Origin of the sequence: Vibrio agarivorans (genome assembly GCF_030409635.1) — a bacterium.
In the GTDB taxonomy this organism is placed as follows: domain Bacteria; phylum Pseudomonadota; class Gammaproteobacteria; order Enterobacterales; family Vibrionaceae; genus Vibrio; species Vibrio agarivorans.
In genome coordinates, this window is sequence record NZ_JAUFQF010000004.1 from 2,491,900 (window position 1) to 2,516,399 (window position 24,500).

The following is a 24,500-nucleotide window of genomic DNA, read 5'->3' on the forward strand; positions in this document are numbered from 1 at the left end:
TGATTTTTCTAACCACTAAAAGGTCATGAGACTATAGTGCTGTATCTTTTAACCGTGCAGAGATGCACAGTAAGTTAATTGTCAGGCTGAGCAAATGGATAGATTAAGCATAACAACACACCTGATTGCTGTTCTCACAGCATTTTCAGCGTTTACAATGCCAATAGCCCTTGAGGTTCTAAACCGTGTAAAAAATCGTTATGGTTCTGCTCACTACATGGACTCCATAGAGCAGATCATGGGCTTTAAAATTCAATTGCTCTTTCGAGAGTTGATAGTTACTTTGATTGCTCTTATTAGCTTTACATTGTTTGTTTGCTCAGTTGACAAAACTCTCTTTAAAGATAGTTATGTTCTATTCACGGAGTTTTTATTCTCTCTGATAACGTCTGCACTTCTGGTAAAAGAGTTTAAATTCATAAAAACCGTATTTCTCGCTACACGGTCAGATAATCTAGTAACTGAGCACCTAATTTCTAAACTCCGAACAAAAAACAACAGCAACACCAACACCAACACCAACACCAACCATTCAGACGAAGTAGAGCTGCTAGTTCAAATTGCCTGTTATAACATTGAACACACAGCAATCACCTCGGATAAATCAACAGAGAACCGTCTATTTGAACTGATAGAAAAGACATGTGTGAATCAAGATTGCTCAATAGACACCGTTACTATTAAAAGGCTTGTGGATAGTTTAGCAGCAACATTGACATCAGCTAGAAATACCAACAGTCGAGACAAGTACGTGTCACTTCAAAGAGATTACGGTAGGCTCTTAGTTTTGTTCTTCGATAGAAAGATGAAAGATTACGATGTCTTCGAGATGTTCAGTCGAAGATTCTATGAAGAAAGCATTAAAGAGCTAAACACTGGTCAATACTGGCTTCTGAGAGCTGATTTTTTGATAAGCATACATACATGGGACATTCAAAATCCTCAAACTATCGCATTCATAGATAGCCATGTACGCAGTCTAATCTACTTTTTAGTAGACAAGAAACCAGAGCTACTTCCTGAGCTGATAGATAACTATAGAAATTTTATTTCATTTGAAAGTCACTTCGATAATGACATTTATGAACTTTCTCAACTCTTCGGCAGTCATAACTCTGCTCATTTTAAGGAAATGAGTAGTTGTAGTGGTCAACTAAAATTGGCCACCGCTTTATAAGTTTCCCAGTACTGCCTCTCCGATTCATTCGGTGTTAGGCCACCATTGTACTGGTGCGGTCTGATTTGGCTGTAATATCTAATGATGTAGCCAACAATGCTCTTCCAAGCTTCGGATAAACTACTGTAGCCACAAGCTGGCACCCACTCAGTTTTTAGGCTTCTAAAGAAGCGCTCCATTGGACTGTTATCCCAGCAATTTCCTCGTCGAGATAGACTCTGTTTTATCTGATATCGCCAGAGCGTTTGGCGGTACTTACGACTCGTATAGTGACTGCCTTGATCGCTGTGAAATAACACATTAGAGGGCTTACCGCGTGACTCATAGGCCATCTTAAGTGCTTTTCCTGTCAGTTGGCTATCGGGTGAAAATGACATCGCCCAACCGATTGGCTTACGTGCAAAGAGGTCGATTACAACGGCAAGATAACTCCAACGATTTCCAGCCCACACATAGGTCACGTCACCAACCCAGACCTGATTAGGCGCAGTCACAGCGAACTGTCTATCTAAATGATTTGGGATTTCAATGTGCTCCTGAGCTGCTTTGCTGTAGCGGTGTTTGGGAAGTTGTCGGCTAACTAGCCCAAGCTTTTTCATCAGTTTAGTGGCTCTGTAGCGAGAGAACTTGATGCCCGAGTTCGTTATGATACTCGCAATAGTTCTAGCACCGGCTGAGCCATTACTAACGCTGTGAGCTTCTTGAACTAGGGCTCGTAGACGAACATCTTCTTCAGATTGAGTCTTGGGCTTCTTACACCAATACTTAAAACTGCTTCGATGGATACCGAACACTTTACACAGCTTGGCTACGCTGTAGCTCTGTTTGAGTTTCTCGATTATCGAGAATTGTTCAGTGAGTCCGACATCAACAGAGCAGTAGCCTTTTTTATGATTTCATTGTGCTCTTCCAGCTCAGCAATCCGCTTTTTAAGCTCACGGATCTCGATCTGTTCGGGGGTGAGCGGTGAAGCTTTTGGCGTGACACCTTGCCTCTCTTGCTTGAGTTGTCTCACCCACTTGTCCATGGCTGACTTGCTTACGTTCATCGCCTTCGCTGCTTCAACAACGGTATAGCCCTGGTCAGTGACTAACTGAGCGGCCTCTAGCTTAAATTCGGGACTAAAAGTTCTTCTTGTACGTTTTGTCATAGTTTCACCTGTTGTGTACGAGGTGCATTCTAACACCTCTAATCAGGTGGCCAAATTAACTATGCCACTACAAGTTTTACAGAAACTCATAAAGAACTTCTCACAACAAACCCTCAGGACTACATCAATCATTTCATCTTACTTTTAGATAAGTACGTTCAAGATGCGTTGACTCCTTCAGTTTCAGAACCGAGGCTAGAGGAAATTAAGCGAATTACAGTCGAGTATGAGCAACGCATGGTATCCGAAATCATTAAGGAAGTTGGAGAAAACGCAGCCAAAAGAACAGCTCAACATACGCTAAGAGCACTTGCAAATAAAAGCCAGTGGAGCTGCATTCTCGACTGCCACGAAAGTTTCAGCCCAGCCCACTCCAGAGCGTGCCGCTTAGGCGTTAACCTTTTGCCTGCTTCTTTGAATTCAATGATACAGCAGTTAGGGAAGCCTCAGGGTTATAGCTCTTTGAATTCCGAAGAGCTTAGCCACGCGTACGTCAGAGCTGTTCCAATTCTAGTTATGTATGCTGTTTACTCTTGGAGAATCCAAAATCTGGATAAGAATTTACACGCCTGTATTAGCGCAATCACAAGCTCTCTAAACATGGGCGAGAATAGTATTCAAATTGCCAACCGAATGCTCAACGAACTAAAACAGGCGACTTACTATGCAAAATCACCTGTTTACGCCAAAGCATTTTGTAATCACTTCGACATTAAACATGAAGAAGCTGACTTCAATTCAGTTGTAATCCCTATCCTCAGAGAAATCCAAAAATATCTAAACAATCAGTTAATAGAAATTAGAAAATCACAACCCCTAAGCAAAGCAATCAAGCAGTCATACATAGATGGTATTTTGATGAAGGGGCAGGATTTAGCTAACAAATTTCCACTATTTAGTTTCGTATCGCTGAGCAAAGATAAACAAGTGCCTTTCAAGCTCCCTTCATATTCACACGGAAGAGAGAGGTTCTTGGATAACACGGGGGTAGGATACGGCTTTAGTAGCTATAGGTTTATCGAAAGAATTTACAATACAATAGCCCTAACAATTATAACCCAAAAAGGCTCATCATTATCCGAGTTGGAATTTGAAGACTTAGAAAACAATCACCTATTAGTCATGACTCACAAGGACTGGCAAAACTTTACAAGCTCAAAAGACATAGATGACTATAGAGATGTCAAACGTCATTTAGTTTTTTCCGATGAGCCTCTGGATGCGTTCTACGTTTATGACACGAAAGAAAGTCCAGCCCTTGTTACGCTCTACAACCCTGAGATTAACCAAAAGTTGACGCCATTAGATGAGAACATGGGTAATGCGTTTGAATTCGAATTCATCGATAAAGAATGTGAAGTCACTGTTAAAGTAGATGCACACATTTACTGTTAATTAAACAAAGGGGGACGGGGGAAAGGAATGTAACCTTCCCCGAAAAACTGGTCGTTAGCAACTAGGCTTTTTCCGTTTACACTAAATTGAAGCATCACAGATAGCCATTATAAAAACTATCGCTGCCCAAGTGTTAGGTGGTAGGAGGAGACCTGTTCGCTAACGCAGAAAGGGGCATAAGTGTGGTACGTTAGGCTATTGAGTCTACCTGTAAGCTACTTCAATAAAGGTCTCAGGTCCCAAAATACCTTGTGTAGATATCGCTCTGGCAGAAACTCTATTCTGACCGACAGTTAGCTTCCAAAAATGCTCATTAGATGGAAGGTCAACCCAACTGCTATCATTTTCTTTGACTTGGTATTTCCAGAGGTTCGCCATATTGCAATCTAGCTCCATAGCGATCTCTCCCTCCGCTGCGAATCTCCACATATTGCTTACGTATTGCTCGTCTGTGGTTATGTCGAACTTTTCGCAAATGCTTTGGAAGTTGCCTTTTTTGCTCGGCAATGGCATCAATGAAATTGTTGTCTGATTTAGTTTTGGGTACGAAAGCTCGGGTTCTTGAGTAAAGACACGTTTTATAGTGCCTCCCATTCCTTGAAAGGTTAGAGCTGGTGCATCAGCCTCCATTAACAAATATAGTTGTTCATATGATTCTCTACCTGTTGAGTTAGTTACGTGGAACCCTAAGTAATTACGGATAAATCCCCAATAACCAGCAGTTACTTCATTGACTTTGATACCTTTTAACTGCGCCAGATCTGGATCAAGAACAAATGTTATTTCTGACTCTTTTTGCTGATTTTTCAGAGAGAACATGTCAAAAACGTTAAGTATCTCGTTCTCTCTTATTGCGTAGACACTGAACTGCGGGTCGAAAAATAACCACTTATTCTGTTCATTAGACCATACTTCCGTCACGACATGACCTTTCCCAAAGCCGCCGTACGCAACGTCTTTCGCTTGTAGACCTACCGACCTTGATTGGTGACCGTGTGCAGCAAGGATATCCGCCATAACTTTGCCATACTCAACACACCGATACCTCTCTCCCTTAGTATGAACGTTTTTCAGTAAGTCCAAAGAAGTTAGTTTGCTATCAGGTTCGTTCATACCGTCATGCTGCCATTGAGCAGCAACCCAATTCATGACAGAGATAAACAAACTTGATTCACTAGCTGTATCAAACTGCGCCAGTTCGGAAACATATTCTTTAAGATCCTTGTCAGATTCAATGGCACAAGGCTGCTGAAGGTTAACTCGCACGGTTTGATAGTTATTGGTATCGACGACCTCAATTTTATGAAAATCGCTATTACACTCGGCACTTGAGGATATTGATGTGGTTCTTGTGGTGGCGTTAGTATCAGTCATTTGTCATTCCTGACTATTCATAATAAGGGGCTAGCTATTTTTGTAGCTAACGCAGTCAATGGTATCCGAGTAGAGTAGGTAGACAGGTCCAGGTTTTCTACTTGCTCCACACATTAGATTTCATTATGCAATTATGATTAGTGAAAGCACTTGTTTCTATCGACGCTGGCACACTTTGGGGCATTAACGTTTTAGAGGTCTCTTTTATCTCTTACCATACTGAAACAATGGAACGCATCCTCGCTCCTGATAGAACGCACCAATTAGGTCGACTTCAATCTCATGTCTTAGGTGTGACTCCGATAGATTGATGTCATCGGCAAACGAAAAGAAAACAGGGTTCACACCCCAGCTCCCTTTAGTGTGTGTCCTCAATCGGTGGGCAAGACTTTGAGTTTCCCCAATGTAGATAACCTCTCGTGAGGTAACATCTAGTAAGCGGTAGATCGCAGCATGGTTTGGTAGTGGCTTTATGTGAGAGCTTTCAAGCGGCTCTGGCTCTGACCAGTTTAAACTCATCCAGTTTTCATCAAAACTTGCACCAAGTTGCACCAGAGGAGAACTGCTCGATAAGCCAGCAGGATTAAACTGGTTTGCTTCGAGCTTTCTACCGATACGACCTTGTTTCTTGTTACTTGGCTTCATCCATGACTTGTGAAATCGGCCATAGTTGCATAACGTTGAGCACCCTTTTTCTTGGCGATGTCGCCATAAGAAGTAATCTTCTAGCCCCTGCCTTAGTGGGGTATCGACAGCGGTGGTTAAGAATGAAAACTCAAACTCAAGGTTTGCTTCTTGCCGCCATACCCAAAGATTTGGTGCAGCAGTGTGAGGGTCGTTGTAAGGCATGCTCTGGGAGTAAGCGCCCTTTCGCAGTGCACGTAGCCGTTCTCGTAGGCAGCGGCCTGTTTGACCGATATAAATTAGCTCTCGCCTTTGAGGTGAGCGTATTCGGTATAGGCCAGCCTGCTTGGTAGGGATGTTCTGGTAAACATCGGCTTCACCTGACAATGGATACCAATTTGACCATCTTTGCATGTGAGGGATCATATAAAACCTTTAGAAAAGATACAGATAACAGCCTGCTTGTTGTTTAGATTAGTAATCGTCGATAAAACGGGTTGTTAACCGGGTTATACGACTCTGCCCCCCCCCCAATGTGGCGATTTGTGCGCTGTGGACAACTCTTTCATTCACGTTCATATCCATATGTACTACGGTGTTTCTCTAGGTAAAATTGATGCTTTTTAGTTAGCCCATTTATTTGGGTTGTTTTGCTTATACCTAGGGCGGTTAACGTAGTAGTTGATAAGTGAGGGCTAACTAGAAGTGAGCCATCGTTGGCAAACGAGATTAATCCTTTATCAAAAAGCTTGTCAGCGTTTGGGGAAAGTGGAAAACCATTGTAGCCGTCTACCTTTTCATCGTTATCACTTAACAGCCAAGAGTGAATATGTGATGCAATTAGAAGGTTAGGTGAGTTTACCCCGGTTACCGGGCAAGTATTATTCCAAATTGCAAGAACGTCTTTTCTAAACTGGCCTTGACCAATTCTTGCTTTTGTTCGCGCTTCTTTCTCGCGTTCCTGGGAGGCTTTTTTCTTCTTACCTGGCTGACTTGGAGTTTCAAGGAAGCTAATAAGTTCATTGCCAACACAGTTAAGAACTAAAGCTGCTACATGTTTAGGGATTGATATTAGGTAGCTTTGTGTTGCTTGTTCGTTCGAACCAAAAAGCTTTGGGCTGCATTGTTCGTTGAATCGGCCGAGAATATCGTATTTAAACTCAGCATTATTCAACGGTGTATCTAGAATGGTAAGGTCAACCTCAATCTTATAACCTTCTTTTTTCCATTTATCAAAAGTACGGTCCTTCGGTCTAGGTGCCTCATAAGCATCACTTGTAGCACGAGCCAAATAGATGATGTGCTTATCTTCATGGCAAAGAATTACATCCCCTTTTTTTACGTTAGGAACGTGTTTCCACCCAGCGCTAACTGTTTTAGTCCCACCCTTGTTAAAAGTATGTGAGGGGGCCCAAAGGAAGCTATGTTTTTTCACTTCGTCAAAAGAATCGCCAAGATTTACCCAGTAAAATGCCATACAAACGCCTATTGAATAAGAGGTTTAAATTCAGGTGATAGCTCACTCACTCCTCTAGACACTACACTGTTTAGAAAATGTAGGTCAATTAGTCAGCCTTAGAGTGTGATAGAAAAGCTTCTTAAATTGGTATGGGGCAAAAGAGAGGCATCACTTACCCAAGATTACCGTCAGAATTTTAAGACTTAAACATTCAAAACCAACAACATAACGGTTACCATGCAGCATACAAACGAATCACAATAACAAAGGTGTTAAACCAATGAAAAATGCAACGCTCATAGGCTTATTTTCTTTTAGTATCCGCTTGCATATTCAAATATGCGACTAGCTCCTCAGCGCTAATACCCTGCTCTGCTATTGAGACTGCCATATCACTAACCTTGCTCTCCTGTGCTTCTTGAAGAACGGATACCATTACCTCGTAAATTTTACGCAACGTCTCGATGTCTACTTTGTTTGCAGCCCTTGTAATGCGTTCCGAGGACTGTGAAGCTAAGTTAGTCAAGGCCTTACTAAATAGTTGCTCATAATCAGGCGTATAACTCTCATCTGATTGCTTTGATGGTGTTTTTTTCACTTGTGAAAAATCAAAGTACCACTCTTCCGACATAGACTTGGGGATCCTAAATTGGTGTGTTGATTTACTAGTTTGTAATTGGAGCAATGGATTATAATTTAAGCGTATAACCGTGGCTAGTTGTGCTTATTCTTAGGTAATTATTCAGTTCTCCCTGAGAATGGCTATGCAGAAACACAAGACTTGACGGACTCTCACGAAAGCCACTCGTTTAGACCACGGCTAGGAATACCAAAGCCGACACCTGTTTTCGAAAAGTCACTGAAAATGCCCCTCTTTTGAGCATTCCTTGGGTGGGAAAATACAGTACTTTTGTAGTATTAAGTTATTGTTTTCTAAACTTTCGACATTTTCACTTAGACCGCATTTTTTGCACAAAAATCAGCCATGATTAAGTTTATACCATTGAAATATATAAGTTTATCTTAGATAGCATGTCTACCTTGACATGGTAGGGGTCGGCGATTCGAGTTCGCCCGGACCCACCACTCCTTACTGCATAACAATGCAAAAGAACACAATCTGGATCCGTAGCTCAGTTGGTTAGAGTACCGCCTTGACATGGCGGGGGTCGGCGATTCGAGTTCGCCCGGATCCACCAAATTAGATAACAACGCCAAGCACTTAGCTTGGCGTTGTTGTATCTGCACTATCCATTTTTTTACGAATCACTCTTTGTAACCACCCTACTTCTCCCTTTTCTAGTTGAGAATTTTCATTCCGACTTATTCATTTCCAAAACTTAACAAAATCAGCAAAAAGTGTGCGGTGACCAACTGGTGTCCAAAATGGTGACCAAATGAAAATTTACTGCTTACCGATATGGTGCCAAAACACCAAAATTCCGCCTAGTTTCCGGTGTCCATAAAAAATAGGAGTCATGATTATTTTCGGTAATCCTTGGGCTGATCTCTACCATCACTGGCCACTGCGTTATCAGATCATTTTGTTAAGTATCTTGCTTCACTGGCAGTTCGCTACAACTTAGAATCACCTGTGAAGACAAAACTAACCATTGAAATATAATTCATACTTTTGCATATCCAAACACAAACTAAAACCGCATATGAAATATTCAATATGCGGTTCTAAATATGGAATGATTATCATCAAACTAGATAACGTCGTCTTACCTTTCTCTTCTCGTAAAGTCGTTTACAGGTCGAAGATATCCTTGACTGCATTGCTTTCAATAACCAAGTCGGATTTCTTGCTTTAGAACTATCTTTACAAAAATGAAGTGCTTTGAGCACACCAAGTGTTACTGCACGGACAAACTCATGCTCTTTCGGATATTTGTTAGGCCATAGTTCTGTTCGTTGCGCTATAAGCTCATATACCTCATCATAAAGCCAGTTGATATCATCATGAGATAAGCTATTAAATTTCTCATTCTGCATGATGTCGCAGCATAGGCTTGTACAGTGCACAGCCAAAGATGAGTAATTCATGATGTAGTGGCATAGTTAATTTGGCCACCTGATTAGAGGTGTTAGAATGCACCTCGTACACAACAGGTGAAACTATGACAAAACGTACAAGAAGAACTTTTAGTCCCGAATTTAAGCTAGAGGCCGCTCAGTTAGTCACTGACCAGGGCTATACCGTTGTTGAAGCAGCGAAGGCGATGAACGTAAGCAAGTCAGCCATGGACAAGTGGGTGAGACAACTCAAGCAAGAGAGGCAAGGTGTCACGCCAAAAGCTTCACCGCTCACCCCCGAACAGATCGAGATCCGTGAGCTTAAAAAGCGGATTGCTGAGCTGGAAGAGCACAATGAAATCATAAAAAAGGCTACTGCTCTGTTGATGTCGGACTCACTGAACAATTCTCGATAATCGAGAAACTCAAACAGAGCTACAGCGTAGCCAAGCTGTGTAAAGTGTTCGGTATCCATCGAAGCAGTTTTAAGTATTGGTGTAAGAAGCCCAAGACTCAATCTGAAGAAGATGTTCGTCTACGAGCCCTAGTTCAAGAAGCTCACAGCGTTAGTAACGGCTCAGCCGGTGCTAGAACTATTGCGAGTATCATAACGAACTCGGGCATCAAGTTCTCTCGCTACAGAGCCACTAAACTGATGAAAAAGCTTGGGCTAGTTAGCCGACAACTTCCCAAACACCGCTACAGCAAAGCAGCTCAGGAGCACATTGAAATCCCAAATCATTTAGATAGACAGTTCGCTGTGACTGCGCCTAATCAGGTCTGGGTTGGTGACGTGACCTATGTGTGGGCTGGAAATCGTTGGAGTTATCTTGCCGTTGTAATCGACCTCTTTGCACGTAAGCCAATCGGTTGGGCGATGTCATTTTCACCCGATAGCCAACTGACAGGAAAAGCACTTAAGATGGCCTATGAGTCACGCGGTAAGCCCTCTAATGTGTTATTTCACAGCGATCAAGGCAGTCACTATACGAGTCGTAAGTACCGCCAAACGCTCTGGCGATATCAGATAAAACAGAGTCTATCTCGACGAGGAAATTGCAGGGATAACAGTCCAATGGAGCGCTTCTTTAGAAGCCTAAAAACTGAGTGGGTGCCAGCTTGTGGCTACAGTAGTTTATCCGAAGCTTGGAAGAGCATTGTTGGCTACATCATTAGATATTACAGCCAAATCAGACCGCACGAGTACAATGGTGGCCTAACACCGAATGAATCGGAGAGGCAGTACTGGGAAACTTATAAAGCGGTGGCCAATTTTAGTTGACCACTACAGATCGTACCGTGAAGCTTGATTAGCTTCTTCATTAGACGAATAACGGCATCTTTTGCTGAAGAAATATTCCCATAAAATCGAACTTCTCCCTGCCGCTCTGGACTTGCAATCGCAACAGCAATTGTGTCCTTGTGCACATCAAGTCCAATATAAGCAGAATAGTTGACGGATTCCATATTGATTACCTCCAAAAACGCACCAGTAGGTAAGTCTAAGTATATAAGGTCATACCATCTGGCTCTTCGCAGACAACTCTCGGGGTGCTGATGCCAGCGCGATGCTCTACAGCATCATCGAAACAGCGAAAGCGAATGACCTGATCTTATACAACTACATGGTCCATTGCCTGAAAGAGTTTGCCAAGCCAGAGCCCGATATCGACTCGTTACTTCCCTGGAACTTCTCATATTAAAGCGCGCCACGTGGGATCGTGGGGCGCTTACAACTGTTCCACTACAGTAGACACGAGCGATGCATCATGCGATTTATGGAAACAATTTAATGACTGGCGCACAAAATCTTTGGTCATTTTAGGTGTCAACTCGTAATCACTCTGTTGCCACTACCCTTCCTATAACAACCCTTGCTCAAGGGTTACTTTGGAGTTAGCAGTGGTAATAACAAAGACCTCTGAGGCATGGTTCGCCCTTGCTTATGCAGAGCATAAACTGTTTCGGTTAGTACTTGAGGGCTTGTCCCTGTGACTGCTACTAAGACATTTTTCATCACGATTCCTTTATTAGGGCAAGCTATGTTTGTGTGATTCTATGTTATGAATCTGAAAAAACGACTAGAACGGAATGTCATCGTCTGACATATCATCCCATTGAGATGCGTTAGATGGCGGTGCATAACTTGTTGCGTTTAAGTGCTCTGTCTTGGTTGAAGATGGCGCTGTACCAACCGGCGGAATCGCCGGAGATTTGCTATCATTGCCGGCACTTGAGCTATTCTCATTTGTTGCACCAGCACCACCAACCATCTGCAATGCACCATTAGGCCAGCGAACAACAACTTCGGTTGTATAACGGTCCTGCCCATTTTGGTCTTGCCATTTACGCGTTTGTAATCGCCCTTCAATGTAAAGCTGACTTCCTTTACGAACATAATTAGCAACAAAGTTTGCGGTATTTCCAAATACAGAAACGCGATGCCACTCGCTTTTCTCTCTATTTTCACCCGTATTCTTGTCACGCCAAGACTCTGAAGTTGCAAGCGACAATGACGCTACACTCTCACCATTCGAAAAGCTCTTAATCTCTGGGTCACGACCGACGTTACCCACTAGTATAACCTTGTTAATTCCACGACTTGCCATTGGGTTACTCCTCGTTAAGTTTGTGATTTTTACGTTCATTCAGCAGCCATTTGAATACTGCATTGCGGGTTTCTTCAGTAGGTAACTTATTTCTGATACCTGCTATCTGGTCAATCTCATAAGGAAATAGTTTATTTGGTTCGATTTTTATCCCAACCGTCATGCGTTCTGGATGAGAAAGCCTGAGTGCCACGTATCGCCCTTGCGCAATTCGATTGTGGTAAACAGCAATACAGTGGCGCATTTCATCGCCTTCTTTACACAGATCATAGTAATCAACAATTTGCGTAACACTGTCTGAATCAGAAAAATGAATGGAATAAGGCTTATCCGCATCTACTGGCCTCATTTCTTCAGCACGTATTGCGTTTCTGCGTGTTGCCCATTCATCATGTAAACGAGTTAAGTCTTCGTATGTTCTCAGATTTACAATAACAGACATCGGGTCTTGCACACCGATTACCTGACCAAGCATAAGTGAATCTTCAATGCACAAAGTGAGCTTTAGACGCGTTGCACTACTTTCTTCACCTATCGCTCTTCCTAAGTGTGTCCCGGTTAGAAACGGATGAGTATTATCAAGTGACAAGCTTGAAAAATTGACTTTGTTGTAGTGACTAAATCTTTTGAAATAATTCGTTCTAGTATCCAGAACTTTCATCACATGGAAAATTTCACTTGTTCTTTCAAAGGTAAGATCCAACTTATCAATAAACCTAAGTGCAGCTTTTGTTGAAGCCAGACCTAGATGTTGCAAAATCTGTCTTTGCCCAAGCGTTGATATACTAAGTGCCTTCTCATTATCTACGGGATGATGCTCACAGATCATTGCCAGAATCAGAGGCCTAACCGCTAGTATCTCACTCGCTTCTTGGCTATTGGCAGCAAGCCAGAGCATTTGATATTGATGTTCGGGAAACAATTCGGTTTGTTCTAACAGCCCCTTAGGCACTAGAGACTCCCATCTTTGCTTTGCTTCTCCATCCTCAATGAAATTAAGTCCAACACCAATCCCCCCCTCTATCCGCTCTAATTTTTCATTAGAATGGCTGCGGTATGCGGTTAATCCGTCACTCCAAGGCGAAATCTTAATATCATAGTGATAGCCAAGTAGCGTTGTGGGAATCGTGACTAGGGAGAACGACTCGATGTCCATGTCATTTTTTAAAACTGTAGCGTTCAATTTATCACCACTATCGTTTTGCACGATATTCAAACAATTAATCAAGATGTGTGACCATATGCTTCGGCCAAGGGTTGTCGTACAGGTTGTGTAGAATTGACAATAGCAAGGTACACCTACTGAATGCGCATAATAAGCTTATTAAATACCGAAAACCTTCAGTTAAGAAACATAGATCTGCGTGTTATTGTGACCTAACAGTGCTCAACACGCTTGATGTAGGCTTCGTTATCAATAAAGCTACGTTGTAACTTATCTAAGTTGGAGTATTTCTCTCGATAGTGATTTAGCACTCCCATTACACCACTGGAAGCCAAAGGCCCCAGGAGCCAGATTCCTGATGCCGACATGACGCCGATACTGATCAGATATGTGATGTATGCGTGACAACCTCGATGTGTAAAATCAGAAACATCAAAATTACCCATTTCGTCATAGGAGGTGAAAGCAACTATTGCTAAAGAAATGACTGGTATGTGATCAAATAAGACTCCTTCGCTTCCATGTATTGAGGTTTCCGTATACTCATGTAACTCAACATTAGAGACGCCTGAGTTAATCACCCCTTCAACTTCACCCATTTCTGCGAGCTTCAAAAATGTTTCTTCGGTGGTCACAACATCTATATTAGGGTAACGCTCCAGCGCTTGTTGAACATAATGAACAGAAGAAGTCGCTTTTGCTTGCAAAACGTCAATTTCAAAACCGTAGCCGTCAACGATTTGAATATCCCAACCTGGCTCGGTTGCACTTTCTGACAACTGAGCAAATACCCCTTCAGGCAAAAGCTCATCATTGAGCAGGTCTACATACTGAATTTCAAACAGCTTCCCCTTTATGCCATTCACCAATCCAACCAACTGCTCAGGTGACATGTCTACCACCCTCTCAGCCAAGCTAAACTCTGCAGCTAGATTTGGGTAAGCCATTTCATATGCTTGAATGATATCTGGGTTATATATACCGGTTGTCAAAAACTGTGTTAGCGATTCACCCATAATTAAGGTGGTGTCAAAGGCAGGTCTGGTCCTAATGAGCTTTTCTATGTAAGTACCTTGATAGAATCGAGCCCGCTCGTAGAACGCATATTGGTTGTTTGAGATAAATGCACCTTTAATCCCACCTGATAGATCAGAAGCCGTTTTGCTTAGCCCTTCTACCACGTCATCTTTGACTTGTTCGGTCGACTCGACAACTTTCCCCCATGATTCACGTGGCTCGCGTATCGTGCTTTCTGCCTTTTGGCTAACCGCGCGTGCCTTTTTCTTTCCTGCTTCAGTATATTCCTTTACCGCTTCTGTCGTGCGCTCAAGCGCTTCTTCTGGGTTGTCGTACATGCCCTTTGCTTTGCGACCTAATGACTCTACTTCATCAGCAACAGAACGAAGGTAATCCCTACCTGCTTTATGAGCTTGGTTAAATTTGTCTAACATTGCAATATACCCATGTTTATCGCGTGACGATCTATAGTTGAAACATTGGCCGTCAAAACACAGCGATTACCCACAAATACCTTAGAGTTCAAAACCCTCAGGTGGAATACGGAAAACCTCTACAGGCTCGAATACCCCCATCGCTCGCAGCTCTGCTTGGTTTAATCGGATTCCTTTTGCAACATAGGCGCTGATAAACTGTTTCTTCGTACACTCTTCATTTTCATTTATCAGTTGAAACAACGTCTCTTTAGCGTAAATTCGCAACAACGTACTTTGTGCCGATTGAGCTTGTTGAACAATTGCTTTTCTAAATGTTGAATCACTTGCCAACCCCACGATATCAGAGAGATAGGGATTGAACCTATCTCTCTGCTTAAGCAAGTGATGCAATACACGAGATTTTCCAAACTCATGTATCTCTTCAGATTGCAAAAGCTCTTTAGTGACAAACTGGCATGCGGTATCAAAAGCGTCTTCTTCGCTGTAATTGAGCGCAGCAACCATCAACCAAGCAGCGTGTTTAATCGAGGATGGAAAGCATTTAACAATCTGAATAAGTCGAAGTATGTCCGCTTCAGTCCAGTCTCTTTCGTCTTGAGAACTCAAATAAAAGCAAAATTGTTTAGCAGTCTCTGAGTCAATGACATCTTTATCACAGTCAAAAACAATCTCACGTTCATCGAATGACTGATCAAGAATAAGCTCCTGTTCAGCTAGCTCTACTGTTGATGTTTGTTGGACTATTTCAGGCTCTCCATGGTAGTCATGCCCAACTACTACCTCCTTTGTGAGCAACTTCAGAATCTCAGGCTGACTATTCAAAAGCCGAGTTTTACTACTATTGATGGCTAACCCAAGGCTGTAGAGCTCAGACTGCAATATTTTAAATGCATTGAGAACATCAGGTTTAGATTGACCGAAAATTTTTATGTCATGGACGTAACGACCAAAACTAATACCAGGCTATGATGCAACTTTTTGGTCTACATCCATTAAATAAAAATTTGCTAACACACCATTGCAAGCTGGCCCGGTAGTTATCCCCTTATTGCGGGTCAGTAACACCTCTTCTTGAATCCCATTAGCTGTTGAGTAGCGGATAACTGGCTGACTAAGTACACGATTAAAATATCTAAGAAAGCTCGAATCAACTGCAGTGCCTAAGCCACTCGCAATCTTTTTCAATAGTAGCTCGCGATCAATGTTATCGAAAAAGCTCGAAAGATCAGTTACCAACATCACTGTGTTGTCTTCAGCACTCTTTTCCTGCCACTTGTTGTACCTTGGCCACCCAACGTCTGCAAACTTTGCGAAAGCCTCTTCTCTTTCGGTCTCCGATTTAAACGATTCGCAAAACAACACCCCAACAATTGCGGGTCGAGGACGTCAGCAATGACCTGGATAAAAGCGTAATGAACGACTAATTCTTCAAATGGTAAATACACTACAGGTCGGTCAACAAGCGGTGATTTGGGTACTTCGTAATAAAACCCTAGCCTTGGTTGATAGCTTGCTTGATTCTTGAGTTCTTCAATTAGGCTATCGATAATTTCATTTTTGTTCGCTTTCGCGTGAGTATTTTCTGACTGAAACATGGCGTGTTCGTCAGTAAAGCGCTCGGTAAGAGCATTTTCAAACGCTCGAGTGACATTTTCACGGCTAGCTAGCTGTTGCATTAACATTTTGATGCTTCTTCCTTTATAAATCTTTGATGCACGCCCAATGACAACAAATCGGTTGCTGCGGCATATAGAACAGTTCGAGTGGCGTATTAGTGTTTTCATCGCTATGGCACACCATCTGTCCGACCTTCTCCTTGTCAGTCAAAACCATTAAACGGGCGCTTCACATTGTGGACACTTTATATTGGTAGGTTGCAAAGGCATCGTTGCGTGATACGTCCAATATTCACCATTTTTAATTAATCGATGCCCACAACTTCCACAGTGGTTGTAAACGGTAAACAAACTACACTCGCTACATTGATACCAAACTTTATCCTTGTTTGTCTGCGTGTGCTGAACAAATCTCAATGACGTAGAACCACATCCTATACAGATATTTGGATTATCAACATCGTCATTTTCTCCTGTAGCGGTGGTTTCATACTGAAGACACATTCCCATTAACCTTTGCATCTCATCGGCATGTTGATGCGAAATTAATGGGTTAAGGCATACGGCACCATACTGGTGTGGCAAGGTACGTTGCTCCCATTCAAATAAACGCAGCTCGCCCAAATAAGATACCTCTCCCCAAGCTTGAGGCGAAACAGGCCCTCCTTGATCAGACAACGCTTCTTTTGTCGGATGCAACACAAACACTTGATTTTGACCTTGTTCTGAATAGTCTTTTTTCAGTGCGAGCTCTTCTACAACGCCAGACAAACCACCACGCAGCTTCATAAAAGCACGAGAATAAAACTTTGCATCAAGTACTACTCTTTTACTCGATTCAACACCTATTTTTGACACAAACTCCATATCCAAAACAAAGTCAGGGGTTCTTCCATTGGTGAGTCTGGGTTCATAGCTGAGTGCCACTCTACGTTTGGAATGAGTGTTTGAAAAACTAATTGCCTCATTTTCTCTCTGACCACCTACAAGAACTTTAAGTAATTTACGCTTCCATCCTTCTTCGGCAACAAACCTAAAACTATGGGTTAGCGACTTAATTAGTTGCAATAAACACCAGCGTTCGTAAAGCAAAGGAATATTAACCAGCCCGATGCTGTCAACTTCTTCAAGAGCCAACAGAATGTCTTCATCAGTCAAACCAACCTGCTCTCTAAACTTTTTGTAACTAGCGTGGACAGTTTGGTAACTAGGGTTTTGAACGAACGTCATCGAGTTAGGGAAAGTACTTTTCGGTTTAATCCCTAAAAAAATGAGTCCCTTTACCAAGTCGCGCAATTGCTTTTCTTTAGGGGCTAAATATTCTTGAACATAAGTAACATTAAGAAGGTGTTGGCTGTAGAAACGTTTACGAGTTTCTATCGAAATACGCTCTTTATTCTGCTCATCTAACTCTTGTGCGGATAGTGGTTTCTTCCATCCGCTGTTCCCTAAAGAAATAGCCATCTGTTCCATGGCTTTAAATCTATCCTGACGATATTGCAACCACCGAGGTTGATTAATGACTTTAATACTAGAAATAGCTACAGGTGTAAGTTTCACGCCAGCACCAAACTCTGTCGTAGCGAATTCCGCCAATAACCTGTATTCGGTGTGCGGTTTAAACAGCTCTTTGTACGCCCCATTTAAGTCGACAGATGAGTACCTAAACCCTGGATACGGGCGCCAATCTTCATTGAAGTTGAACTTAACCTTACAAAAGTTACCACCCCAATTATTCTCATTTTCTATGCGTATATACAGAACTTTTCCAGGATGAGCCTTGCTTGAATTAATATGACTTAACCGAGCCGCCAGGTCGCTATTTATATAGTCGATATCTTGTTCACTCTTGGCACGTTTGTAATCTTTTACAACAAGATCTCGATTTACAACTTTATGGTCTTTTAAGCTATCAAGGCGCTCATCAAGCTTTTTCAGGTCATTCTTATAGCGTTCCGTTTTGCTAGAGGAAACACGACATAACTGAGAGATAATGCGCTGTGTCGCCATAAGGACATACAGCACATAACTATTTTCAGAAACATTGAAATTTGGCTTAGTACTTCGACTTGTCAATAGTCGTGAGCTTCCCTTAGTAGCAATTTCCATAAAAGTACGAGGGACGGGTTTTACTGCTTGCCTTGGTTTAAGAGTTTGAATCTCTCGAAGCTCTGATTTTGGCTGCTTCAACACGTTACGTGCAGCATGTATAATAGAATCAACCAATTTTAGTGTCGTTTCATCAACGCTGCCGACGGTACCCTGCTTTGCTTCACCTTGGATATAGCTGTTCTCATCTAACACCAATTCCCACATGTCAGATTTAAAGTCGACAAGGTACTTATCCAACTCTTCTTTAGAAGAACCACTCAATGTGATGTGTAGATTAAGAGACTGTTTGCCAATTCGAAAACGAATCGAACCCGCTGTTCTATGGGTATTAGTTAACCAAGCTTTATTTTGCTGATTCCAATCACCTTGTTCAATCCACCATATCTTCCCTGTTTCAGGGTGGACAATTTTTTTTAACGGTATTACCTTTCCATCGGCGGCTACAATAACGGGTGGCGACATAAAACGTCGATCTAGGTAAGAGATAGCGATTTGAGAGCGATGCAAATCATCTACCTTTGGGTAAATAGTAGTGTAGGCATCAAAGCTATCGTTTGATATCTCATCCATTTGCAGCGAGTATTGAGACTCAACGACATCAACTAGTGTTACCTTGTCATGCCAACGAGTCTCAATATATTTGACTTCAAACACCGCACTGCTCATTGCTACGCCCAGTAATTCACTACGTCATCGTTAGCTTTTGCAGCCTCAGCTATATCTCTAATCGCTTGAAGTGCAGAAAACTCATCTGCTACCGTCAGTTCTAACAGTTTATCTTCTACTTGAGCTAAGAAAACTCGCTCAATATGAGTCAACTTATCCAAGTCACCAATCGGTTTAGAGCCATCAAATGTGAATTTTGGCAACACCTTATGTAGCAAGAAATTGTTCAATGCTAGCTGATTATCTGGGTTAACCTCTTTAAACAACACTAGGTAATTCAGACCTTGTCGAATAGTACGCATACCAAATTCAACGCCCAATGGATGGAAATGCTCTCTATTAAAGTCAGTAAAGAGGCGGCAGAACTCATCGGCTGGGGTGAAGTTTGGGTACGCCTCTCGAACACCGAGCTCATCAATAGAAAGGCGAACTGGTTTACTCACATCCTCTAAATTGTAGTTTTCAATCTCTTGCTCAATCGCGGTCCAGTCAGTTAGTAATGGACTTTTGAACTTCATGATATGAGCACGGTCGAGAATTTTAGGTGACAAATAATGAGTTGTTTCATCAATATTGATTGCCCCAACGATGCGCACATTCTTTGGAATTGTAATCGTAGAAGGTATGCCGATGACTCCCGCAAGCATTCTTCTTACATCACCGTGGTATTTGATCAATGAGTCTTTGTCACTGAATCCAAATGCTCGCTTTATTTCAGCATTAACTTCTTCATCCTGCATGAGAGCAACAAAATCCACGATGCCATTCTTGTTATGTTTCTCTTTCGCGCCGCTGATAATGGAAACCACACCGCGTAACTCTGAAAGCACATGAGCTGCTTCATCATCAGAGTAGAGTTGGATCTCCGGCTGTTGTTTGCGCTCTTCAAGCTTAGATAAGAAATCAGCGAAGTAGTATTCAACACGAGCCAAGTTCATCTCATCTAAGCAAATGAAATATGGCGTTTCTGGATTCTGATTCGCTTCTAACAGGGCCTCAAGGAAAGGGGTTGCTAAATACTTCTTCTCCAGTGGATTGTAGTAACCCAGTAGATCTTCTGAGCTGGTCCAGTTCGGCTTTACTGGGATAATTTTAGCTATACCACCCACTGCTTCTGCGAACGACTGCACAAGACTGGTTTTCCCTGAGCCTGAGTCACCTGCGAGGATAATCAGGTCATTAGTACGCAATAACGTTAAGTAGTTTTCAACGATATGACGTGAGTAATACTGCCCCTGCTCTTTCAGGTAAGCTTGCAAATAGGACGTTAGGTTTGAATAGTCCGAGTCAAAGTCTTTAGAAAAACTCAAGCCATTTTCACTGCTTTCTAGAGTCGGCCTTTTACCCGATAGGTCAGCGTAAACATCTTCATCGATAAACTCGAAATCTTTAAGAAAGCCCGCTTTTTCTTCAACAAATTGCTTTAGACGTTCGATTTTCTTACTCATTTCTTGCTCTAGCCTTTCAAATTTAATTCGTAGTTCAGCTGTTGCACGCTGATGTTCATTTTCGACTTGATCCTGCAGAGATTTCATTTCATCGAGCTCTTTCTGTTGGGCGCTAATCTCTACAACTAAAGCTTCACTTTCTGAATCAAATGCTTCTTTTTGTTTTCGACTCTTTGACAGCTGGCTGTTCACATCATCAAAAATCCGCTTTATGCTCGAGAGTTCCGACTTGTGTTGTTTTTTGTTCTCTGCAAACTCAGATTGCAAACGTTCGACTTCCTTAAGATAAACAGAACGACTTATCATCGTATGCTCAGGCGAACCAAACACCAGGCCTTGGATGCCCTCTTCAAGTTCTGCTAGCTCACTTCTATCTATCGGAAGATCTTCCAATAACTCTATCGATTTAGAGACAACATTCAATTCGAAAGGGTTTTCGTGCTTTTCCCGCTCTCGTTTTGGAGAGAGATCTAACTCGGCCTTGATAAAGTTATTATTAGTACCGTCGTGGTAGTACCGCCCTGCGCTGGCATGAACAAAAACACCATTCTGTAATGGAAAACGAGCTGAGAGTGGATACTCTAGTCGCTCGTTTGTTACGGCGTGATGAATGCTATCTAACTGATACTCAATCATCCCGTCACCACGTCTAAGTCGTCCCCAGACTGAAATTGGTTGCCCTTCGAAGCCCCATGAACTCTTAAGCTTTTCCAATAACTGATCATCAGTTAGGTCAACAAGTTCATTTATATGAAAGGTCAACTTCACATCAGCATTACTATTAATTAAATTTTTCATTTTTTAAATTAATCAATCACTTTCGCTAGTCGAGCGTTCAAATGCACAAATCTTTGACTTTGATTATATGTTGAGCTTTATGTTCGTTAATTTGAACGAGCTCACTTTATGTATATTTGAGTTCAAGAGGCTCTATTTACCCACAGTTTATACTTATTGAAAGAGCTATGAGTTGCCTATTGATTTTAAGTATCTTTGAAAGGAACCTTAGTCAAAGGATTAGGACACTAGTTTCAAATAATTGGTACCAGCCTCAGTTTCAACTGTATCGTCAGCAATCTTTCGACAAAGTTTGTGACTAACTTCGTTTCCTTTGTCTACTTTTAGCTCTATGTAAAACTCTTTCACGCCATTACGGCTTAATCCATTTTTTAGCTCATCGATAGCTTTCATCAACACGGCGGTTCCATGCCCCTGACTTCTGAATTTTTTAAATGTAGTCACGCCTACATCGAAACATAGCTTTCCTTCGTACTGCTGACCTAAAACAGCCACACAATACGCTTTTACTCTTCCACCATTTGCAAGCAGTGCGTAAGAGAACCGTGTTTGACTTTCTGGTTGATCGAAATGCATATACAGGTCCTCGTGTAGCTCACACTTAGTAAGCGAAATCAGATTCTTGTTGATTGCTCGTTGAAAAACTGTAAACGCTAGCTCAACGGTTTCTTGATTGTTCATTGACTAATACCTTTGATTTTTCATTGATGTGGTATCAGCTCGGATACCAAACCAAGGGATAATTGCTCAATGTATGTTAGTTAACTACTTGTTTATAAGCTTACAAAGGTATGAGATTCACAGTGACCTCTACCAGGTTAACAACATGACGCACTGAGTAGCGTAATAGATTGCACATAGATTCTTTACACTAGATCAATGTCAATCAATTAGTTATTGGCTTTTATACATCGACAATAACATCGTTGTTTGCGTAGATATTTATCAAATCACATCAAATGACATCGATTGTGTAATTTTACACAGTTATAATAGTAAATTTGGAATAACGACTATTCCAAATTTGAGCCTTTAGGTACTCACAGGTAAATTATCTTTAACATCAGAAGGTTAACCTAACGACGTTGCATACCACGCCCCCTAAAAAACTATCAACGTGGTTATATCTCATAAAAATGTGAGAATGATCGTTTTACTTAGGTGCATACACCCCATTGCGAATATAACCATCTTCACCGGAAATGTTGTTCCAGAAATTGTCGGCACTGGGCTCTGAAGCCATTTGACTGCGAGTTGAACCCAGCCTCTCAAGATCACAAAAGTACTCTAAGGTAGACCAATTAGCCGTAGTTTGTGATGTGAACACTGCAACAGTGCAGCCAAGGAGCTGTGTCGCTTTAGCTTCTATTTCCCCAATTTCTGGGTACTTGGTAGTCATCTTCAAGCTTTTACCATCAGAGTTTGTAATCACTAGATTGTTATAGCGATCACGTTGAACCTTTGAAAGTACTCCAAAACCTTCATTTCTAACACGTTGTTTTGTTCTCATAATTATCTCCTATCATTTGTTAGCGCATAAACGCTAATGAAAATTCAAGCCACCTGATCAATGTTGATATGCACTTAGCATCACAAACGGAGTATTAGTTGGAATAGCATGCAGCTCTGGCATAACTGACATAGGGTTAAAGTTGGCGTCATGAGCCTCTTTAAGCTCGCTAATTTGCTCTTGCGACAACCAGTTTTCTAACAACCCAATGGCGACAATGTCTCTTGAGTCCAACTAGATGCGTTGGTGCCTGATAGACACTTCTTCAAATTTTTCTACTAATACATTAACGGCTGTATAAGCATTACTATTAGACTTAACACCCGATTCACCGGTGTAGATAAAACCCATGTCTATTGAAATGGCCAGCGCCCCATTGAGTGGATATCCTCCTTGTGCCCCACGTGTTGACGCATCCAACTGACGCAAATCAGATTCATTAAAACCCAGCGTATCTTTATAATTTTTTTCAGTTTTGGCTCACAGAATTTGTGACCATGCTCGCTAGACGCAATAAAATCGATCTCTTTATACTTTATCCGTGAGTGGTCAGCTCTATAACGTAATACCCTTTCCTTGTGATGCGTCGTCAAGTGTTCAAACCATGACAATATACAATGTTCAAAGATAGTAAGCTGCCGAGAATAATAGAAGTGGACCCCAATGGTTGGACACATAAGCTAACTTCTTAAGTGGTTGATCCAGCTCATGCAGCGTATCTCTGCCTACCAAAGTAGGCTTCATCAGGGGTGAGGTCATTGAGTCCCTGATGGTTACGCTCCTCATTATAAAACACCATGTAGTGGCCGATTTCAAGCTCTGCTTCTCGGGGTGTGGTGTAAGCTTTTAAGTAAACCTCCTCATATTTCAGGCTTCTCCATAATCGCTCGATGAAAACATTGTCGACCCAGCGTCCTTTCCCATCCATGCTTATCCTGACTCCATGCTCGATTAGCTTCTGTGTGAATTCGGTGCTGGTAAACTGACTGCCTTGATCTGAGTTGAAGATATCTGGCGGTCCATAATGTTTAAGCGCCTCTTCAAGGGCTTCGATACAAAAGCTCGTGTCCATCGTGTTGGATAGCCGCCAAGAGAGCACCTTTCGGCTATACCAGTCGATAATGGCGACTAAATACAGGAACCCCTTAGCCATAGGGATATACGTGATGTCAATCGACCAAGCTTGGTTCGGGTAAGTGACTTCGATATCACGCAAAAGGTAGGGATAAACCTTGTGTGCTTTGTTCGCCAGGGTCGGTCGTTCGAGGCTTGGGGTAAATAGCCCCGATACCCATGTCTCGTATGAGACGAACGACACGTTTACGATTAACGTTATGGCCTTTTTTAGCCAACTCATTTCGAATGCGTCTGCTCCCCATGAACGGATACTGAAGGTGAATTTCATCAATCATGCGGCGCAGTTCAATCTCTTCAGCAGAGAGTCCTATGGTTTGATAGTAAGCAGTAGAGCGAGCAATACTGAGAAGCTCACACTGGCGCTTTATTGGCAATTGGGTGGATTTAACCAGCGAGCTCTTTCGCTGGGCTCGGTCTAACGACCGAGCACTTTGGCCAAAAAATCATTTTCCATCGTCAATTGACCAATCTTAGCGTGCAGTTTGTCCACTTCTTCAGAGCTGTCCTTGCCTGACTGGCTTTCAGAGGCAAAAATCATGGCTGCATTTTCGAGCAGTTCTTTTTTCCATGTAGAGATTTGGTTAGCGTGAAGGTTGTATTTCTGAGCTAACTCAGCGACAGTTTTATCACCTCTAGCAGCATCAAGCGCTACCTTAGCTTTATCGGGTGAGTGGTTTCTACGTTTTCTAGTCATAATCTATTCCAGTATTTTTAGGTACTATACAAACAGATCAATCACTTAAAGTCATGTCCGAAAATTGGGGGCCACTTCTTCGTTCAAGTCTGC

The 24,500-nt window shown here is 42.1% G+C and carries 19 protein-coding genes, 1 tRNA gene and 3 pseudogenes; 5 read left to right on the forward strand and 18 right to left on the reverse strand.

Translation table 11 applies throughout. The features are described 5' to 3' along the window. Positions 1-94 precede the first annotated feature (94 nt). Complete coding sequence (locus QWZ05_RS19985) at positions 95-1,177, forward strand: hypothetical protein (RefSeq protein ID WP_290300260.1); 1,083 nt, start codon at positions 95-97, stop codon at positions 1,175-1,177. Here the strand turns inward: QWZ05_RS19985 and QWZ05_RS19990 are convergent. Continuing rightward, positions 1,150-2,327 (reverse strand): IS3 family transposase gene (locus tag QWZ05_RS19990; RefSeq protein WP_290296012.1). Its coding sequence is split into 2 segments (ribosomal slippage): positions 1,150-2,060 and positions 2,060-2,327, totalling 1,179 coding nucleotides; the frame shifts between segments, so codons are not numbered across the junction. The genes QWZ05_RS19985 and QWZ05_RS19990 overlap by 28 nt on opposite strands. Before the next feature lie 237 nt (positions 2,328-2,564). Here QWZ05_RS19990 and QWZ05_RS19995 point away from each other — a divergent pair. Then, entirely contained in the window at positions 2,565-3,722 is a 1,158-nt protein-coding gene (locus tag QWZ05_RS19995; protein ID WP_290300262.1) for a hypothetical protein, read from the forward strand. A 204-nt stretch (positions 3,723-3,926) separates the two neighbouring features. On the opposite strand, the gene QWZ05_RS20000 is transcribed toward QWZ05_RS19995, so the two are convergent. From QWZ05_RS20000 to QWZ05_RS20015, 4 genes are all read right to left on the reverse strand, one after another. Then, complete coding sequence (locus tag QWZ05_RS20000) at positions 3,927-5,096, reverse strand: hypothetical protein (RefSeq protein ID WP_264877516.1); 1,170 nt, start codon at positions 5,094-5,096, stop codon at positions 3,927-3,929. A gap of 204 nt (positions 5,097-5,300) precedes the next feature. Further along, on the reverse strand, positions 5,301-6,134 hold the full coding sequence (locus QWZ05_RS20005; RefSeq protein ID WP_264877517.1) for a hypothetical protein: 834 nt from the start codon (positions 6,132-6,134) through the stop codon (positions 5,301-5,303). A 151-nt stretch (positions 6,135-6,285) separates the two neighbouring features. Further along, the gene (locus QWZ05_RS20010; RefSeq protein WP_264877518.1) at positions 6,286-7,197 is read right to left on the reverse strand and encodes an HNH endonuclease; all 912 of its coding nucleotides are present in this window, start codon (positions 7,195-7,197) and stop codon (positions 6,286-6,288) included. Between the two features lie 286 nt (positions 7,198-7,483). Next, the gene (locus tag QWZ05_RS20015; protein WP_264877519.1) at positions 7,484-7,810 is read right to left on the reverse strand and encodes a hypothetical protein; all 327 of its coding nucleotides are present in this window, start codon (positions 7,808-7,810) and stop codon (positions 7,484-7,486) included. Positions 7,811-8,301: 491 nt separating this feature from the next. On the opposite strand from QWZ05_RS20015, the gene QWZ05_RS20020 reads away from it, so the two are divergent. Together QWZ05_RS20020 and QWZ05_RS20025 are read left to right on the forward strand one after the other, a co-directional pair. Further along, a tRNA-Val gene (locus tag QWZ05_RS20020) sits at positions 8,302-8,378 on the forward strand. Between the two features lie 924 nt (positions 8,379-9,302). After that, a protein-coding gene (locus tag QWZ05_RS20025) for an IS3 family transposase (protein ID WP_290300264.1) occupies positions 9,303-10,480 on the forward strand; the annotation gives its coding sequence in 2 pieces (ribosomal slippage) (positions 9,303-9,570 and positions 9,570-10,480; 1,179 coding nt in all). Positions 10,481-10,482: 2 nt separating this feature from the next. On the opposite strand, the pseudogene QWZ05_RS20030 reads toward QWZ05_RS20025, so the two are convergent. Then, positions 10,483-10,665 (reverse strand): annotated as a pseudogene (locus QWZ05_RS20030) (IS110 family transposase); the annotation flags it as partial. Between the two features lie 47 nt (positions 10,666-10,712). Between QWZ05_RS20030 and QWZ05_RS20035 the strand changes: the two are divergent. Beyond that, a pseudogene (locus QWZ05_RS20035) lies at positions 10,713-10,901 on the forward strand (transposase domain-containing protein); the annotation flags it as partial. Between the two features lie 378 nt (positions 10,902-11,279). On the opposite strand, the gene ssb reads toward QWZ05_RS20035, so the two are convergent. The 12 genes and pseudogenes from ssb to QWZ05_RS20095 all read right to left on the reverse strand — a co-directional run bounded on the left by ssb (position 11,280) and on the right by QWZ05_RS20095 (position 24,407). Beyond that, positions 11,280-11,807 (reverse strand): single-stranded DNA-binding protein, encoded by a 528-nt coding sequence (gene ssb / locus QWZ05_RS20040; protein WP_290300266.1) that lies wholly within the window; start codon positions 11,805-11,807, stop codon positions 11,280-11,282. Between the two features lie 4 nt (positions 11,808-11,811). Beyond that, complete coding sequence (locus QWZ05_RS20045) at positions 11,812-13,014, reverse strand: PcfJ domain-containing protein (RefSeq protein WP_290300268.1); 1,203 nt, start codon at positions 13,012-13,014, stop codon at positions 11,812-11,814. 170 nt (positions 13,015-13,184) lie between these two features. Next, positions 13,185-14,423, reverse strand: a complete 1,239-nt coding sequence (locus QWZ05_RS20050) for a hypothetical protein (RefSeq protein ID WP_290300270.1) — start codon at positions 14,421-14,423, stop codon at positions 13,185-13,187. Between the two features lie 81 nt (positions 14,424-14,504). After that, complete coding sequence (locus tag QWZ05_RS20055) at positions 14,505-15,221, reverse strand: hypothetical protein (RefSeq protein WP_290300271.1); 717 nt, start codon at positions 15,219-15,221, stop codon at positions 14,505-14,507. Positions 15,222-15,389: 168 nt separating this feature from the next. Continuing rightward, the gene (locus QWZ05_RS20060) at positions 15,390-15,668 is read right to left on the reverse strand and encodes an RNA-dependent RNA polymerase family protein (RefSeq protein WP_290300274.1); all 279 of its coding nucleotides are present in this window, start codon (positions 15,666-15,668) and stop codon (positions 15,390-15,392) included. After that, a complete protein-coding gene (locus tag QWZ05_RS20065; protein WP_290300276.1) occupies positions 15,665-16,108 on the reverse strand; it encodes a hypothetical protein in 444 nt (147 codons plus the stop codon). The genes QWZ05_RS20060 and QWZ05_RS20065 overlap by 4 nt, the downstream gene beginning before the upstream one ends. A gap of 150 nt (positions 16,109-16,258) precedes the next feature. Then, on the reverse strand, positions 16,259-18,820 hold the full coding sequence (locus tag QWZ05_RS20070) for a nuclease domain-containing protein (RefSeq protein ID WP_290300279.1): 2,562 nt from the start codon (positions 18,818-18,820) through the stop codon (positions 16,259-16,261). A gap of 2 nt (positions 18,821-18,822) precedes the next feature. Beyond that, the gene (locus QWZ05_RS20075) at positions 18,823-21,066 is read right to left on the reverse strand and encodes an McrB family protein (protein WP_290300280.1); all 2,244 of its coding nucleotides are present in this window, start codon (positions 21,064-21,066) and stop codon (positions 18,823-18,825) included. 219 nt (positions 21,067-21,285) lie between these two features. Continuing rightward, positions 21,286-21,747, reverse strand: a complete 462-nt coding sequence (locus QWZ05_RS20080) for a GNAT family N-acetyltransferase (RefSeq protein ID WP_290300281.1) — start codon at positions 21,745-21,747, stop codon at positions 21,286-21,288. A gap of 472 nt (positions 21,748-22,219) precedes the next feature. Beyond that, on the reverse strand, positions 22,220-22,576 hold the full coding sequence (locus QWZ05_RS20085; RefSeq protein ID WP_290300282.1) for a hypothetical protein: 357 nt from the start codon (positions 22,574-22,576) through the stop codon (positions 22,220-22,222). 57 nt (positions 22,577-22,633) lie between these two features. Continuing rightward, the gene (locus tag QWZ05_RS20090; RefSeq protein WP_290300283.1) at positions 22,634-22,810 is read right to left on the reverse strand and encodes a hypothetical protein; all 177 of its coding nucleotides are present in this window, start codon (positions 22,808-22,810) and stop codon (positions 22,634-22,636) included. 472 nt (positions 22,811-23,282) lie between these two features. Then, positions 23,283-24,407: pseudogene (locus QWZ05_RS20095) on the reverse strand (IS3 family transposase). Positions 24,408-24,500: the final 93 nt, after the last annotated feature.

Coding starts and splice junctions, on each gene's coding strand:
- QWZ05_RS19985 (WP_290300260.1), top strand. CDS start 95: ATGGATAGATTAAGCATAACAACACACCTGATTGCTGTTCTCACAGCA.
- QWZ05_RS19995 (WP_290300262.1), top strand. CDS start 2,565: ATGGTATCCGAAATCATTAAGGAAGTTGGAGAAAACGCAGCCAAAAGA.
- QWZ05_RS20000 (WP_264877516.1), bottom strand. CDS start 5,096: ATGACTGATACTAACGCCACCACAAGAACCACATCAATATCCTCAAGT.
- QWZ05_RS20005 (WP_264877517.1), bottom strand. CDS start 6,134: ATGCAAAGATGGTCAAATTGGTATCCATTGTCAGGTGAAGCCGATGTT.
- QWZ05_RS20010 (WP_264877518.1), bottom strand. CDS start 7,197: ATGGCATTTTACTGGGTAAATCTTGGCGATTCTTTTGACGAAGTGAAA.
- QWZ05_RS20015 (WP_264877519.1), bottom strand. CDS start 7,810: ATGTCGGAAGAGTGGTACTTTGATTTTTCACAAGTGAAAAAAACACCA.
- ssb (WP_290300266.1), bottom strand. CDS start 11,807: ATGGCAAGTCGTGGAATTAACAAGGTTATACTAGTGGGTAACGTCGGT.
- QWZ05_RS20050 (WP_290300270.1), bottom strand. CDS start 14,423: ATGTTAGACAAATTTAACCAAGCTCATAAAGCAGGTAGGGATTACCTT.
- QWZ05_RS20065 (WP_290300276.1), bottom strand. CDS start 16,108: ATGTTAATGCAACAGCTAGCTAGCCGTGAAAATGTCACTCGAGCGTTT.
- QWZ05_RS20070 (WP_290300279.1), bottom strand. CDS start 18,820: ATGAGCAGTGCGGTGTTTGAAGTCAAATATATTGAGACTCGTTGGCAT.
- QWZ05_RS20075 (WP_290300280.1), bottom strand. CDS start 21,066: ATGAAAAATTTAATTAATAGTAATGCTGATGTGAAGTTGACCTTTCAT.
- QWZ05_RS20080 (WP_290300281.1), bottom strand. CDS start 21,747: ATGAACAATCAAGAAACCGTTGAGCTAGCGTTTACAGTTTTTCAACGA.
- QWZ05_RS20085 (WP_290300282.1), bottom strand. CDS start 22,576: ATGAGAACAAAACAACGTGTTAGAAATGAAGGTTTTGGAGTACTTTCA.